General features: G+C 61.3%; 11 protein-coding genes. 7 read left to right on the top strand and 4 right to left on the bottom strand.

Features of this window, described 5'->3' with window-relative positions; all coding sequences use genetic code 11:
- Nucleotides 1-234: 234 nt before the first annotated feature.
- Complete coding sequence (locus JKG68_RS17960) at nt 235-2,352, bottom strand: hybrid sensor histidine kinase/response regulator family protein (RefSeq protein WP_202062287.1); 2,118 nt, start codon at nt 2,350-2,352, stop codon at nt 235-237.
- Nucleotides 2,353-2,849: 497 nt separating this feature from the next.
- Here JKG68_RS17960 and JKG68_RS17965 point away from each other — a divergent pair, with 497 nt between their 5' ends.
- A complete protein-coding gene (locus JKG68_RS17965) occupies nt 2,850-3,695 on the top strand; it encodes a hypothetical protein (protein WP_202062289.1) in 846 nt (281 codons plus the stop codon).
- A gap of 9 nt (nt 3,696-3,704) precedes the next feature.
- Here JKG68_RS17965 and uvrA read toward each other — a convergent pair whose 3' ends face one another.
- Entirely contained in the window at nt 3,705-6,689 is a 2,985-nt protein-coding gene (gene uvrA / locus JKG68_RS17970) for an excinuclease ABC subunit UvrA (RefSeq protein WP_202062291.1), read from the bottom strand.
- A 301-nt stretch (nt 6,690-6,990) separates the two neighbouring features.
- Between uvrA and JKG68_RS17975 the strand changes: the two genes are divergently transcribed.
- From JKG68_RS17975 to JKG68_RS17985, 3 genes are all read left to right on the top strand, one after another.
- Nucleotides 6,991-8,637: a hypothetical protein gene (locus JKG68_RS17975; protein ID WP_210346374.1), complete on the top strand. Its 1,647-nt coding sequence runs from the start codon at nt 6,991-6,993 to the stop codon at nt 8,635-8,637.
- A gap of 151 nt (nt 8,638-8,788) precedes the next feature.
- Nucleotides 8,789-9,349, top strand: coding sequence for a single-stranded DNA-binding protein (gene ssb, locus JKG68_RS17980; RefSeq protein WP_202062296.1), 561 nt, complete (start codon nt 8,789-8,791; stop codon nt 9,347-9,349).
- Between the two features lie 307 nt (nt 9,350-9,656).
- Nucleotides 9,657-9,884, top strand: coding sequence for a DUF6894 family protein (locus tag JKG68_RS17985; RefSeq protein WP_202062298.1), 228 nt, complete (start codon nt 9,657-9,659; stop codon nt 9,882-9,884).
- 290 nt (nt 9,885-10,174) lie between these two features.
- Here JKG68_RS17985 and JKG68_RS17990 read toward each other — a convergent pair whose 3' ends face one another.
- Nucleotides 10,175-11,605: a calcium-binding protein gene (locus tag JKG68_RS17990; RefSeq protein WP_202062300.1), complete on the bottom strand. Its 1,431-nt coding sequence runs from the start codon at nt 11,603-11,605 to the stop codon at nt 10,175-10,177.
- Nucleotides 11,606-11,794: 189 nt separating this feature from the next.
- On the opposite strand from JKG68_RS17990, the gene JKG68_RS17995 reads away from it, so the two are divergent.
- The 3 genes from JKG68_RS17995 to JKG68_RS18005 are packed head-to-tail and all read left to right on the top strand — an operon-like array spanning nt 11,795 to nt 13,907.
- The gene (locus JKG68_RS17995; RefSeq protein WP_202062302.1) at nt 11,795-12,913 is read left to right on the top strand and encodes a M20 family metallopeptidase; all 1,119 of its coding nucleotides are present in this window, start codon (nt 11,795-11,797) and stop codon (nt 12,911-12,913) included.
- Complete coding sequence (locus tag JKG68_RS18000) at nt 12,910-13,392, top strand: GNAT family N-acetyltransferase (RefSeq protein ID WP_202062304.1); 483 nt, start codon at nt 12,910-12,912, stop codon at nt 13,390-13,392. The genes JKG68_RS17995 and JKG68_RS18000 overlap by 4 nt, the downstream gene beginning before the upstream one ends.
- Complete coding sequence (locus tag JKG68_RS18005) at nt 13,389-13,907, top strand: RNA pyrophosphohydrolase (RefSeq protein WP_202062306.1); 519 nt, start codon at nt 13,389-13,391, stop codon at nt 13,905-13,907. The genes JKG68_RS18000 and JKG68_RS18005 overlap by 4 nt, the downstream gene beginning before the upstream one ends.
- Here JKG68_RS18005 and JKG68_RS18010 read toward each other — a convergent pair.
- The gene (locus tag JKG68_RS18010; RefSeq protein WP_202062308.1) at nt 13,891-14,526 is read right to left on the bottom strand and encodes a MarC family protein; all 636 of its coding nucleotides are present in this window, start codon (nt 14,524-14,526) and stop codon (nt 13,891-13,893) included. The two genes, JKG68_RS18005 and JKG68_RS18010, sit on opposite strands and share 17 nt — an antisense overlap.
- Nucleotides 14,527-14,584 lie beyond the last annotated feature (58 nt).

Genomic DNA, 14,584 nt, shown 5'->3' on the forward strand with positions numbered 1-14,584 from the left:
GAAGAACAGACTTAAATAGAGAAGCTGATGGAGGAGGGTGTGCATGGAAGGTTGAGAGGCTTTGGTCGCGACGCTGCCATCCATGGCTCGGCTTTTTGCTGGTCTCCTGCCTACTCGGGCAACCGGCTGCCGCCCGAGGAGAGCGCAGCGGAGGGGCGATTCTGACCGCTAGGGGGTAGAGGAGCCGGAGTCGGTGCGAGCCATGGGTGTGCCCGCTGGCTCTTGAAACCATCGTCAGGCGCTCGCCTTCAGCGGCGCCACACCCAAGGTTCTGTTGATGCAGGCGCTCAGCTCCGCGGTGTCATAAGGCTTGCGGAGGATCGTGAAGCCTTCATTCATGGCAGACTGGGCAACGGTGCTGTAGCCGGTGGCAAGCAGGACGGGAAGGGATGGGTGTTCCTTGCGCAGGATACGCGCCAAGTCTACCCCGTTCAGATCTCCCGGCATCACGATGTCGCTGAACACCAGTTCGAACTTCGCACCGGGAGACAAGGCGGCGAGCGCCGAACGAGCATCGGCCACATGGGTCACCTGGAAGCCTATCTCCTCTAGATTGGCGCGGGTGACTTCCGCGATGTCGGCGTTGTCCTCCACAAGGAGAATGCGGCCCTGTCCACTCCGGCGCAGGGGCTCGGTTGCCGCAGCGCTTTCACCGTCTGCCGCTTCCAGCGTCCGCGGCAGGTAGAGGGTGATGGTGGTGCCACGCCCGGACTCGGCCAATGCGGTTGCCGTGCCGCCCGACTGCCGGGCAAAGCCGTAAACCTGGCTCAGGCCCAGGCCGGTGCCTTTCCCAACTTCCTTTGTGGTGTAGAAGGGCTCGAACACGTGGGGCAGCACGTGTTCCGGGATGCCGCTGCCGGTATCCGTGAGGCTCAAAGCCACGAACTCGCCTTTGAGGCCGATGATGTCCGGATCGCGCAGGATGACATTCCACGCCTCGATCAGCAGACGACCGCCGTCGGGCATCGCGTCTCTGGCATTGACGGCGATGTTGAGGATGGCAAGTTCGAGTTCGTTGAGATCGACCTTTGTGTTCCACAGATCCGGCGGCACCCGCATATCGATGGCGATATCGCCGCGCAGCGACGAGCGCAGCATGTCCTGCAGATCCGGCAAGTATCGGGACAGGCCGATCACAGCCGGCTCGTGCGTCTGCTGGCGGGAAAAAGACAGGAGCTGGCGCACGAGGCTCGCGCCTCGTACCGCCGCCGTCTCAATCGCATCGAGGGAACGTTTCTGGCGCTCCTCGGCTGGATAGCGGCGAAGGCGGTCGATGTTGCCTTTGACCACCATCAGAAGGTTGTTGAAGTCATGGGCCACGCCGCCGGTGAGGTGGCCCACCGCCTCCAGACGCTGAGCCTGCTTAAGGGCGGCCTCCGCAACCTCGCGCCGCTCCACTTCCACATGAAAGCTTCTGGTTCGCTGAAGGGCATAGAGGCTTACACCGAAAAGAAGCAGGGTCGCCGGAATGCCGAAGCCGAGAAGACCGCTCATGCTCGACCATAGATTCCGCGACAAGGCCGCCGTCTCGATGCCAACTTGCACGTATAGGGGATAGCCAGGCACCTTGCGGTATCCGATCCGGCGCTGGATGCCGTCTATCTGGGAAACCGCCGTGAAGAGTCCTGCCTCCTGGTTGTAACGGATCGCCTGCAGGAAGCCGCTCTGCGGGTTGAGCCGCATGGCCTCCTCGCCTCGGGATGGATAACGCGCCAGAAATTCGCCATCCGCCCGGATCAGGCCAAAGGAATCGGCGATGCCGCGGGAGATGCGGCCATAGAAATTATGGAAATGCTCGGGCCGGACAGAAACCGCCACGATTCCGTCGAAGCCTCCATCGGAAGTGGGGCGGCGCTGGCTGACCACGAAGAAGCGGATGCCGCCGATCTTGGAGGTGATCGAGCCGCCGATGAAGGTGCCGGCATCCTGCTCGGCCTGGGCTTTGAAGTAGTCCCGTTCCGAATTGTCGAGGTCGCGCGGGACAGGCAGGACCGTGCTCGAGACGAGCGGATGGCCGGCTTTGTCGAAAAGCCAGATCGCCTCGATCTGGGACAGGGTGTCCTGTGTTCTTTTGAGCCGACGCTGAATTCTGGCCTCGTCCGCCTGGATCTGCTCGGGCGGGAGATCGCGCACAACTTCGTTCGTTTCGGCCATCGTCCGTTCGATGGTCTGAAAGGCCTTGAGAGTATGCTCCTGAACCACGTCAAGAGCGCGCTCGATCCGCTCGTCGGCTTGCTGCGAGATCCGCCGATGGCTGTCCCAAGCCGTATAGGTGAAGAACAGGACAGGCCCGACCAGACTTGCAATCGCCAGGAATTGCAGAGGCCAGAGGATGTTACGGCTTTTCGGCATTACGAGCCCCACGACCGAGGACCTTCCTTGCATTGCCTATCGAGGGTTGTCTCGTTCTTGCGCATTGATGAGGCTAGGGAGGTGCAGACACGGCTTCGCAGGCTATCGCGAGGAAAGCCATGGCCGAGCAGATATAGTGGCGCCGGCTGGATTCAAGCCTGGGCGTTGACCTGCTCCAGCTTTCTTCGCCCATCCCGGTGGATCAAGGCCGCGCCGAGCCACTGTCGCGGGCGTATCGGTGTCTGACCTTCGGGGCACTCTTCATATGCTCGGTCCCCTGCCGCTGCACCGTCTGGCTGCTGTGACGGTCTACCGGCCGTCTGGATTATCGGCGGATCCGTTCAAGCCCCCGGTGCCGGTGTTCAGAGACATGAAGCATCGGCCTCATACCAAGCTTGACAATTGTAGGTAGCTCTTAAGATGTCTTGCACGTTAGAGTTGAAGTGACAGAATGCCTCTACCGTGTATCGGGGTGGAATGTGCGAGGGGCTTTCGTCATGAGTGCAATCATCCTCGGGCGCGCACCAGTGCTTGCGCTTGCATTGGGATGCGCTGCGTGTGCCAGCGTGCCGGCTCCGGACACGATACGACACGTCACCGTCAGAGAGATCGTTTCTCAGGTTAAATGCGAGATTGCCGCCGGCATTCGGACAGCAGGGCCTGGAGCCGAGGCTCGACGGCGGGTAAAGGGTTGGGCGGCCAAGAGCGCCCTGCAACTGAAGGGGGATCAACTTGCATCGGCTGGCGGATCATTCGGCGTGACGCCCCTTGCACCGGCTCCAAGCTTCAATCTCGCCTTCGGGAGCGGCGAAGGCTTTACGGAGACAAGCGAAATCACCTTCACCGACGATCTCGATACGATGGGCAATCCGACTTGCCCGAACGGAAGCGTCGAGCCCACACCCGGCAACAATCTGGGACTGGCAAGTTGGCTAGGAGAGAGCCTGAACGCATTTGGGCCCGGCAACAGGACGGAGTTCAGGCAACTGGGCCGGACGATCGTGTTCACGGCAACGAGCGACATGAGCGGAGGGATTGCCTTCGCCGTGGCTCCGGCATCTCTCAGCCTCAACGCTGCGCGAAAGCGCAGCGACACCCACACATTGACGGTTGCGTTGGCTGAGCAGGCAGGGCCGACGATCTACCATGTCAGGGTTGTCGGAGGTGCTGCGCCTGCGGCACCGAGAGGTGCGGCTCCCCCGGGGCAGATTGGAAGGGGCGCTATCTCGCGAGAGGCTCCAGGCCGATCCCGGTTTCTGAGTACGCCACCCGGCACGATCCCCCAGGGGACTATCGAGAACCTGAACAGGATGCTGGATCGCCAGCTGCAGAAGCTCCAGTAACGGGGGCGGCTATTCGGCCGCCTCTTGCCGCGTCACCTTCTTGTCCTTCTTCGCAGGCGCCTTCTTGGGGGCATCCTTCGGAGCCGCTTCGTTCTTCAAGGGCCTGCGCTCCAGCACCTCCTTCAGAAAGCGGCCGGTATGGCTTTCCTTGGATTGGGCGATGTCCTCCGGCGTGCCCTGAGCCACGATCCGTCCGCCGCCGCTGCCACCTTCGGGACCCATGTCGATCACCCAGTCGGCCGTCTTGATGACCTCGAGGTTATGCTCGATCACGACCACGCTGTTGCCCTGGTCAACCAATTCGTGCAGCACTTCAAGGAGCTTCGCCACATCGTGGAAATGCAGGCCGGTGGTGGGCTCGTCCAGGATATAGAGGGTGCGTCCGGTGGCGCGCTTGGAGAGCTCCTTGGAGAGCTTGACGCGCTGTGCCTCGCCGCCCGAAAGAGTGGTGGCCTGCTGGCCCACATGCACGTAGTCGAGGCCGACGCGGGCCAGCGTCTGCATCTTTTCGCGGATCGACGGCACCGCCTTGAACAACTCGCGGGCTTCCTCCACCGTCATGTCGAGCACGTCGGCGATGGACTTCTCGCGATACTTCACCTCCAAGGTCTCGCGGTCGTAGCGCTTGCCCTTGCACACGTCGCAGGTGACGTAGACGTCGGGCAGGAAGTGCATTTCGATCTTGATCACGCCGTCGCCAGAGCAGGCCTCGCAGCGTCCGCCCTTCACGTTGAACGAAAAGCGACCGGCTTGATAGCCGCGCGCCTTCGCTTCCGGGAGCCCTGCGAACCATTCGCGAATCGGCGTGAAAGCGCCGACATAGGTGGCCGGGTTCGAGCGCGGCGTGCGGCCGATGGGCGACTGGTCGATGTCGATGACCTTGTCGAGATGCTCCAGGCCCTCGATGCGGTCGAAGGGCGCCGGGTGCTCCAGCGCGCCGTTGAGCTTGCGTGCCACTGCCTTGTAGAGCGTGTCGATGACCAGCGTGGACTTGCCGCCGCCGGACACGCCGGTGATACAGGTGAAGGTGCCGAGCGGGATCTCCGCCGTCACATCCTGCAGGTTGTTGCCCCTGGCGCCCACCACCTTGATCATGCGCTTGCGATCGGGCTTGCGGCGCTTGGCCGGCACCTTCACGGACATAGCGCCCGTAAGGTACTTGCCGGTGAGCGACTTCGGGTTTGCCAGGAGTTCGTCGGGAGTGCCCTCGGCCACGATCTGGCCGCCATGAATGCCGGCGCCCGGGCCGATGTCGAACACATAGTCGGCCTGCAGGATCGCGTCCTCGTCATGCTCCACGACGATCACCGTGTTGCCGAGGTCGCGCAGGCGCTTCAGGGTGCCGAGCAGGCGCTCGTTGTCGCGCTGATGCAGGCCGATGGACGGCTCGTCGAGCACGTAGAGAACGCCCGTGAGGCCGGAGCCGATCTGGGAGGCGAGGCGGATGCGCTGACTCTCGCCGCCGGACAGGGTGCCGGAGGCGCGGGCAAGGGTCAGGTATTCCAAGCCCACATCGACCAGGAAGGTCAGACGCTCGCGGATTTCCTTGAGAATGCGGCCTGCGATCTCATTCTGCTTCTTGGTGAGCTTCTTGGACAGATCGCTGAACCAGATATGCGCATCCTTGACCGACAGGGCAGTGGCATCGCCAATGTCGGAGCCGGCAATCTTGACCGCCAGCGCTTCAGGCTTCAGACGCTTGCCGCCGCAGGCCTCGCAGGGCGTCTCGCCCATGAAGCGGCCGATTTCCTCGCGCGCCCAGTCGCTCTCGGTTTCCTTGTAGCGGCGCTCGAGGTTGGGGATCACCCCTTCGAAGGGCTTCTTCACCTCGTACGCGCGCAGGCCGTCGTCATAGGCCATGCGGATGGATTCCCCATCGGAACCGTAGAGGATCACCTCGCGCACCTGCTCCGGCAATTCGGTCCAGGGCTTCGTCATGGACGCCTTGAAGTGCTTGGTGATCGCCTCCAGGGTCTGGCCGTAATAAGGAGAGGTCGACTTCGCCCAGGGCATGATGGCCCCGCGCTTCAGGGACAGGGTCTCGTCAACCACCAGATCCGGGTCGATCCGCATCTCGTGACCGATGCCGCTGCAGGTGGGGCAGGCGCCGAAGGGATTGTTGAACGAGAACAGGCGGGGCTCGATCTCCGGGATCGTGAAGCCGGAGACCGGGCAGGCGAACTTGGACGAGAAGACGATGCGCTTCGGCTGACCCTTTTCGTCCTTTTCGTCGGCATATTCGATGATGGCGATGCCATCGGTCAGCTCGAGCGCCGTCTCAAAGGACTCCGACAGGCGCGCGGCGATGTCGGCGCGCACCACGATCCGATCCACCACCACGTCGATGTCGTGCTTGAACTTCTTGTCGAGGGCAGGGGTTTCGTCGATGGCGTAGTATTCGCCGTCTACCTTGAGGCGCTGGAACCCCTTTTTCTGGAACTCGGCGATTTCCTTTCGGTACTCGCCCTTGCGGCCGCGCACCACGGGGGCGAGCAGGAACAGGCGGGTCTTCTCCGGCAGTTCCAGCACCCGGTCGACCATTTGGGAGACGGTCTGGCTTTCGATGGGCAGGCCGGTGGCGGGAGAGTAGGGGATGCCGACGCGTGCCCAGAGCAGGCGCATGTAGTCGTAAATCTCGGTGACGGTGCCCACCGTCGAGCGCGGGTTCTTGGAGGTGGTCTTCTGCTCGATGGAGATGGCGGGCGAGAGACCGTCGATCTGGTCCACGTCCGGCTTCTGCATCATCTCCAGGAACTGGCGAGCGTAAGCGGAGAGCGACTCCACATAGCGCCGCTGCCCCTCGGCATAGATGGTATCGAAGGCCAGCGACGACTTGCCGGAGCCGGACAGGCCCGTGAACACCACGAGCTGGTCCCGTGGGACCATGAGGTCGACGTTCTTGAGGTTGTGCTCCCGCGCCCCGCGCACGGAGATCACGCGCGCATCCTTATCGCCCGCCTTGGCGCGGTTGAACAGTTCGTCGAGTTTAGCCATGGCCCGCTTAGCCTTCTGAGAGGTACCGACCTTGCCCGGCCGGTCCCCGCATATGTGATGTCCCTGCCGCCGACGCAATGCGGCGGATGATTCCAGGATGTGATCCTAGAACAAACAGGGTACGCAGGGCAATGGGTTCTGAACGGTGAGGGTAGGTGCTTCAATCTATGTCTTCCTCAACGTTGCTTGTGCGCCTGCCCATAGCTCGACCGTTTACAATTGTTCTTTCAGGTATTTTTTCTTGAGGCGGGATTGAAGCTCCAACGTAATAACGGTACTGTTTAGCTGTAGTTTGCAACCTTTGGGGATTTATTATGGCGACGCCAGCGCTTTGGGGAACAAAGTTCCTTGTCAATACTACCATAACCGGCACCAGCAAAATGCGGCTCTTCATGCCCTGAAGGGCGGGGCATTTTTGGCCGTATGGGAGGATGACAGCCAAACTGGGGGAGATACATCCAGCTGGGCAATCCGCGGGCAAATATTCAATGCCGACGGGACCAAGCGAGGAGTGGAATTCCTTATCAATACAGTTGCGGACAATATCCAAAGAGACCCTCAGGTAACCGTTTTAAGTGACGGCCGCTTTGTTGTCGTGTGGGAGGATGCCGCCCGGGATCAAATCGGCGCCCGTGCCTTCAGTGCCGACGGCGTTGCCCTTGGGGATGAGTTCCAGGTTAACACCACTTCCGTCAACGGAAGCCCGAGCCCTTCCGTCACGGCCCTGTCCAACGGAGGGTTCGCTGTCGCATACGAGACGGAGAACTACTCAGTTGTCGTGCAAGCCTTCGGCGCTTCCTTAGAACGGCTCGGAGGCGAAGTGCCTGTGAAAGCTGACGCGGACAATGATTCGAACGCGCCTATCATTGTTGCCATGCAAGGGCGGTATGCCGTGTTCTTCGAGGGGTGGGGTGATCAAGATGGTGTCATCCGTGCCCAGATCTTCAACAACGACGGGACAGGTGCAACCGAGCCCGTTGTCATTGCTGCTTCAGCCACTAACAAGGATGTCTCCAAACCGATCGCGACAATGTTGGTCGGCGGCCAGACCGTTATTGCTTGGGTCGAAGAGACCCGTGACGCGCAAGGCAAGTCCACCGCCTTGATCAAAGCGCAAATGCTCAATGCCGATGGTTCGAAACTCGGCGGTGAACTCATTGTCAAATCGAGCGGCCTGGATGGCTCTCTGCAAAAGCCAGCGATCACTCAGCTGGCGGATGGCGGCTTCGCCATCGCCTATTTCGCTCAAGAGGACGGCTTCAACTCAAAAGACCTCTACATCGCAACATTCAAAAACAATGGGGAGCGAAGCCAGTCAGACCTGTTCGTGGAACGCGTATATCCCTCGGGCGGAGCCGAGTATTCGGCGAGCTTGGCAAGCCTTGACGATGGCCGGCTTGTCGTGTCGTGGAGCAACTATGTCAGCGACTTCGATAACAATCGCAATGGCATACATGGGCAGATCATCGATCCGCGGCAGAAGGCGGTTAAATTGGAGGGGTCAGCCTTCAACGACCATTATGTGGGCACGCGCTTCAACGATAGCCTCAAGGGCGCTGCCGGCGATGATCGCCTGGAAGGTGGCCTAGGCAAGGACACTTTCACGGGTGGTACGGGCAAAGATGTCTTCATCTTCCGGTCGGAGGCGGCAAAACTCAACAAGGATAAGATCGTCGACTTCAAGACGAGGGATGATTCGATCTGGCTGGACAATTCGGTGCTCTCCAAGCTCGGCAAAAAAGGCACGGATGCCAGCCCTGCGAAACTCAGCAAAGCGTTTTTCACCATTGGCGAGAAAGCCAAAGATAAGAATGACTACCTCGTCTACGATAAGAACAAGGGCGTGCTTTACTATGACGCTGATGGGTCTGGAGCCGGCAAGGCGGTGGAGATCGCAACACTGACGAAGAAGCTCCCCATGACCTACAAGGACTTTTTTGTCATCTGAGCCGGTGCCTGCTCAATGAAAAAGCGGGAGGGGTATCGCGAGCCCCTTCCTCACCCTTTCTGGGGACAGGCCTGTGCAGAACCCGCTGCTCAGCTTGCTCTCGGGGCGACCCGGCCCCAGAACAGCCTCATGTGAGCGAGGAGAGGCCCTGATGGCAGGCAGTGTGAACAAGGTGATCTTGGTGGGCAATCTGGGGCGTGACCCTGAGGTTCGGCGTCTGGGCAACGGGGAGCCGGTGGTGAACCTGCGGATTGCCACGTCCGAAACCTGGAAGGACAAGGGCACGGGCGAGCGCAAGGAGAAGACCGAGTGGCACTCGGTGGTGATCTTCAACGAGAACCTGGGCCGGGTGGCGGAGCAGTACCTGAAGAAGGGCTCCAAGGTGTACATCGAGGGCCAGCTGCAGACGCGCAAGTGGACGGACCAGCAGGGTCAGGAGAAGTACAGCACGGAGGTGGTGCTGCAGCGCTTCCGCGGTGAGCTGACGATCCTGGACAGCCGCGGCGGCGGAGCCTCGGAGTTCGGCGACGAGGAGCCGGGTCAGGTCGCAAGAGGCGGCGAATTCGGAGGGCGGTCTTCCCAGCAGGACCGGCGGCCGGCACCGTCCTTCGGCGGCGGCAACAGCGGCGGCGGCAACAGCGGCGGTGGCAACAGCGGCGGCGGAGGTGGCGGGTCCCGCTACAACGATCTGGACGACGATATTCCGTTCTAGTGGCCCGATATCTCGCAGAAAGGCCGCCCTCGCTGGCGGCCTTTTCTTTCCGTGCGCCAGACGTGAGAGCCCGCCTAGAGGATCAGCAGTTGTGAGATCGCCCAAGTTGCCAGGTCATGATAGAAAACGATGCTGACCTAGAGTAGCCTGCAGTAGACGGCGCGTCGTTATTGTGAAACCGCTGTAAAGCTTCCGCAAATTTGAAAACATACCTTGCGTATGTGCATAGAAGCTGTTCATGTAAGATCATCTTCTGTGGTCATCCGATGACCCGGTGGTTGATTAAAGCAATCAGGGCCATTGTAGAGTGCATTGCTACTTTCACCTTGTGCATGCGCATGAACGCATTCTGGATGAGACGGGGATCGAAGTCTCAAACCTGGAGGCTGCGCATTATCAGGCCCTCAAAGCTATCCAGGAACTGCGGGAGGAGACTGAGGCCGGTGAGATCGATTGGCGTGACTGGCACCTGGAGGTTGTGGACGAGGCAGGCAACATCCTGTTGTCGATCCCGCTTGCTACAGCACAGCACTGACGCTCCTCTCTAGAGATTTCCTTCAAGCATTTGCATACCTGCCAAGATCTATGATCCATCTTGATCAAGTGAGTGCAAGACGAAGGTGGCGAGTAGGCAAGCGAAGTCTTCAGGCTACGCTGCAGATGCTGTAGTGCTTCGTAGGAATTGAGGCAATTTTCCGTGGATTATATCGAATTCCCTCTTCGTCCATATGAAGATTCCGGCCCTTGTCGGCGCTGCATCGTCATATGGAGTGAAAAGGTTGTGGAGAATAAAAGAGGCCCGGAGTGTATCCGGGCCTCTTGCCTTTAGAGGATGAAGTCACTCGTCAAGAGCTGGGTCTTCAAGACGTTCTCAAGCTTGATGTAGTGGCTCGTTCCGGAAAGATACACAACGGAATAGCCCGTCTTCTGGGTGATGCTGATGCTCTCGAAAGACGCGAAGCGCCAAGCCCGCAGGTCGATCTGGTCCTCGCCCGGACGGAAGTATTGGATGGTGTCCCGGCCGGACGAGAGATCGAAGGCAAAGATATCGCGGCCGCCGCCGCCGTCCATGGTGTCGTTTCCGCTGCCGCCGTTGAGATAATCGAGGCCCGTTCCGCCATAGGACGAGTCGCCGACCAGCCGGTCGTTGCCCGCGCCTCCAAGGAGGGTATCGTTGCCATAACCGGCAAGGGGGCTGGTGACCTGCGCGTCGCCATAGATCACGTCATTGCCCGAGCTGCCGCTCAAGTAATCGTGGCCGCCGCGGCTCTGATCGTTTAACGACAGGGCATCGCCATAAAGCTTGTCGTTGCCGCTGCTTCCATAGAGCGTGTCGTTCCCGCCAAGGGAGAAGGCGTTCATGGTGTCGGCGTCACCGAAGAGGGTATTGTTGCCGCTTTCGCCGTAAAGCGTGTCTGATCCGCCTACGACATTGTCGTAGAACCCGAGGGCGTCGCCATAAAGCTTATCGCTGCTCGACCCCCCATAGAGGATATCCGACCCACCCACTGCAAAGTTACGCATCTGGTAGCCATCGCCATAAAGGATGTCATCGGAGGTGCCGCCCTTGAGGATGTCATGTCCACCCAGCACATAGGACGTGAGCGTGCGCGCGTCGCCATACAGCACATCCCGCCCGCTATCGCCGTTGAGCGTGTCAGCTCCGCCCTTGGCGCTGTGGCTCAGGGTGTAGGCATCCCCATAAAGGGTATCATCGTGGCTGCCCCCGGACAGGGCGTCCGCGCCGCCTTGAGCGAGGCTGGTCATGGAGTGAGCGTCGCCGAAAAGGCGATCGTTGCCGTTCTCTCCGTAGAGGCTGTCCCTGCCACCAGTGGTCCTTGTCGACATCGAATAGGCATCGCCATAGAGCCTGTCGTCATCATGGCCGGCATAAAGCTTGTCGGATCCGCCACGGGCGTAGCCTGACATGGTCCGGGCATCGCCGTAGAGTGTGTCGTAGCCGGATTCGCCCCAGATCTTGTCGTTTCCTCCGGCAGAGTACTGGCTCATCGTGTAAGAATCGCCGTAGGCGGTGTCGCCATCGAGACCGGCCCAGATCGAGTCGGCTCCGCCGCGGGCTTTGGACTTCAGGGCTCTTGCGTCGCCGTAAAGGAAATCTGCCCCGTTGTAGCTGTGGATTCGGTCACCCGTTGTCGAGCCGGAGATGCGCGTTCCGCTGCTGTCCCCATAGATGCTGTCGGAAACACTGGAGCCTTCGAGGAAGTCATTGCGAAGCGAACCGATTGTGCGTGCCATTGTTATTTTGATTCCGGTTGAAGCTATAACCTTAGGGCACTTATCCTATTTGCAGGTGATAGAGTATCCTTAAAGCGTGGCTGCGTCATAAGGACGTAGTTTTGTAGCGCAGGGCCTCGTCTCCGAACTTGATGTTTGCGGCGATGAGTGTTTACCCAGAAGGCATCATTGCCCCGGAACCGAGAATTCATGAGCCGCTCCTTGCCCTCCCTCGACACGCTCTTCACCTGGATCCGCACCGAGAGCCCGACCCATGACAGGGCCGGGGTGAACCTGATGATGGACCTCGTGGTCGCGCAGATGCAGGACGCGCCCGTAGCCATAGAGCGTGTCCCGGGGGAGCAGGGTCTGGGCGATACGCTCGTCCTGCGCGCGGGGCCGCAGACCACAGAGCCGAGCATTCTGGTCATGTCGCACCTGGACACGGTGCACCCCTTGGGCACCATCGAGCGCGACCTGCCCCTGCGGATCGAGGGTGACCGGCTCTATGGGCCGGGCATCTACGACATGAAGGGCGGCGCCTGGTTCTGCCTTGAGGCCTTCAAGGACGTGGCACGGAAAGGCACTGCCGTGCGCCCCATGGTGTTCCTGGTGACGCCGGATGAGGAGATCGGCTCGCCCACCACCCGGCCGATCATCGAGGCTCTCGGTCGCCGCTCGGCTTATGCCCTGGTCACAGAGCCCGCCCGGGACGGCGGCCAGATCGTCACCGCCCGCAAAGGCGTGGGACGCTTCGACGTGCATGTGGAGGGCCGGCCCGCCCATGCGGGCTCGCGCCACAAGGACGGTCGCAACGCCATCTACGAGGCCGCGCGCCAGATCCTCGCCATCGAGGCCATGACGGATTATGCGCGGGGGATCACCACCACAGTCGGCATGGTGTCCGGCGGCACGGCGATGAACACCATTCCGCAGCATTGCCGCTTCCCCGTGGACCTGCGGGTCGAGACCGTGGCGGACGGGGAGGCCGTAACGGCGGCGATCCTGGGTCTGAAGCCTCAGAATTCCGATTTCAAGGTTACGGTCACGGGGGGCATGAACCGGCCGCCTTACGAGCGGACGGAGGCGACCTCCAGACTGTTCGACCATGCCAAGTCGCTCGCGGCCGAGATCGGATTCGACCTCGTGTCCGCGCCGCGGGTCGGCGGCGGCTCTGACGGCAATTTTACGGCGGCGCTCGACATCCCGACCCTCGACGGCCTCGGTATCGACGGCGACGGGGCGCATACGCTTCAGGAATACGGCCTTATCTCTTCCATCGCACCGCGCCAGAAGCTCATGACGCGCCTTCTGGAAACGCTTCGATGACTATGCTGGCGATCAGTGACCTGCGCGATCGTCCGGATTTTGCGGATACCGTCGCCGATCGGGTCTGGCGCGCGTTCTGGAAGAAGGATGGCCATCCGTTGGAACTGCTCAGCGGCCTCGTGCAGGGGAGTTTTGCGCCTGGCCCCATACCAACAGCGCTGGTGGCGCATGAGGACGGCAGATTCCTGGGTACCGTCTCCATCATCGCTTGGGACGAGGAGACGAGGCCGCAATACACCCCCTGGGTTGCGGCTCTCTGGGTTGAGCCCGAGCAGCGGCGAAAGGGAATCGGAGCGGCACTGGTGGAAAAGGCTGCCTCTTACGGCTTCAGTACGGGAGCGGAGCGGGTATATCTTCTGTCACGTGCCCACCGGCGTGCGTTCTATGAAGGGTTGGGGTGGAGCGTCCTCGAGGCGGATGCGCCGGAGGATGGGATGTTCATTCTTACCATGAGCGCGGACGGCGCGGCCCTGGGATGAGTCCGGCGCCCGAACCTCTCTATCGCCCTAATGTGGGCATTGCGCTCTTCAACCGGGAAGGGCAGGTGCTGATTGCACGGCGCTTGCGCGACGATGGACCGGAGACAATCGCGCCTGGGCATGAGTGGCAGATGCCCCAGGGTGGCGTCGACGAGGGCGAGGAGCTTCTGGCGGCGGCCAAGCGGGAGCTCTGGGAGGAGACAGGTGTCACAAGCCCTGCCCATCTCGGGCAAACGCCCACCTGGGTAACGTACGACTTTCCGCCTTATGAGGGCCCGCCGCACCGGCTGTCCCAATTTCGCGGGCAGCGTCAGCGCTGGTTCGCCTTTCGGTTCGTCGGGGACGAGCGCGAGATCGAGGTGGCCGGAACAAGAGGTGGCGCCGAGCCGGAATTCGGCGAGTGGCGGTGGGAGTGTCTCGAGCGCCTGCCTGAACTGGTGGTTCCCTTCAAGCGTCACGTCTACGAGCAGGTCGCACGCGAATTCCAGCCTTTTGCGGTTACGGCTGCTGATTGAGCAGGGCCACGACCCCATCGATGATGAACTGCACGGCGAGGCCGGCCAGGATCACGCCAAGAAGGCGGGTCAGCACCACGTTTCCGGTAACTCCAAGCCAGCGGGATACCCGGTCCGCGGTGGAGAACACCAAGAAGCAGCTCAGGATTCCGAGCGCAATCAGGATCAGCAGCGAGGCCAGGTAGACAAGGTTGCCGTCGGCGCGGCCCGCCAGCAGGATCACGGCCGTAATGGCGCCGGGGCCCGCCATGAGCGGGATCGCGAGCGGGAAGGCGGCGACGTTGCGGATGTGATCCTCGGTGATCGCGATATCCGCCGTGTGCTGCTTGCGCTCGTTGCGGCGCTCGAACACCATCTCGAAGGCGATCCAGAACAGCAGAAGGCCGCCCGAGATGCGGAAAGCCGGAATGCCCACGCCAAGCAGACGCAGCAGCACCTCGCCGCCAAGGCCGAAGAAGGCCAGAATGCCGAAGGCGATCAGGCTCGCCCGCAGGGCCACCCGGCGTCGCTCCGACGCGTTCATGCCCCGGGTCAGCGACACGAAGATCGGAGCCAGCGCTACCGGATCGAGGGTGACGAGCAGGGTGACGAGGGCGGCTGAAATATAGTCGAGGAGCATCGCTGGACCTTATCCTAAGCTTTGCGTTATGGCGTCGTCGGGTGCGTTTGGCGAGGGG

Origin of the sequence: Microvirga aerilata, from assembly GCF_016743775.1 — a bacterium.
GTDB lineage: Bacteria > Pseudomonadota > Alphaproteobacteria > Rhizobiales > Beijerinckiaceae > Microvirga > Microvirga aerilata.

Excerpts from the sequence above, each read along its gene's own strand:
- JKG68_RS17960 (WP_202062287.1), bottom strand. The coding sequence starts at position 2,352 with ATGCCGAAAAGCCGTAACATCCTCTGGCCTCTGCAATTCCTGGCGATT.
- ssb (WP_202062296.1), top strand. The coding sequence starts at position 8,789 with ATGGCAGGCAGTGTGAACAAGGTGATCTTGGTGGGCAATCTGGGGCGT.
- JKG68_RS17965 (WP_202062289.1), top strand. The coding sequence starts at position 2,850 with ATGAGTGCAATCATCCTCGGGCGCGCACCAGTGCTTGCGCTTGCATTG.
- uvrA (WP_202062291.1), bottom strand. The coding sequence starts at position 6,689 with ATGGCTAAACTCGACGAACTGTTCAACCGCGCCAAGGCGGGCGATAAG.
- JKG68_RS18000 (WP_202062304.1), top strand. The coding sequence starts at position 12,910 with ATGACTATGCTGGCGATCAGTGACCTGCGCGATCGTCCGGATTTTGCG.
- JKG68_RS18010 (WP_202062308.1), bottom strand. The coding sequence starts at position 14,526 with ATGCTCCTCGACTATATTTCAGCCGCCCTCGTCACCCTGCTCGTCACC.
- JKG68_RS17995 (WP_202062302.1), top strand. The coding sequence starts at position 11,795 with ATGAGCCGCTCCTTGCCCTCCCTCGACACGCTCTTCACCTGGATCCGC.
- JKG68_RS17990 (WP_202062300.1), bottom strand. The coding sequence starts at position 11,605 with ATGGCACGCACAATCGGTTCGCTTCGCAATGACTTCCTCGAAGGCTCC.
- JKG68_RS18005 (WP_202062306.1), top strand. The coding sequence starts at position 13,389 with ATGAGTCCGGCGCCCGAACCTCTCTATCGCCCTAATGTGGGCATTGCG.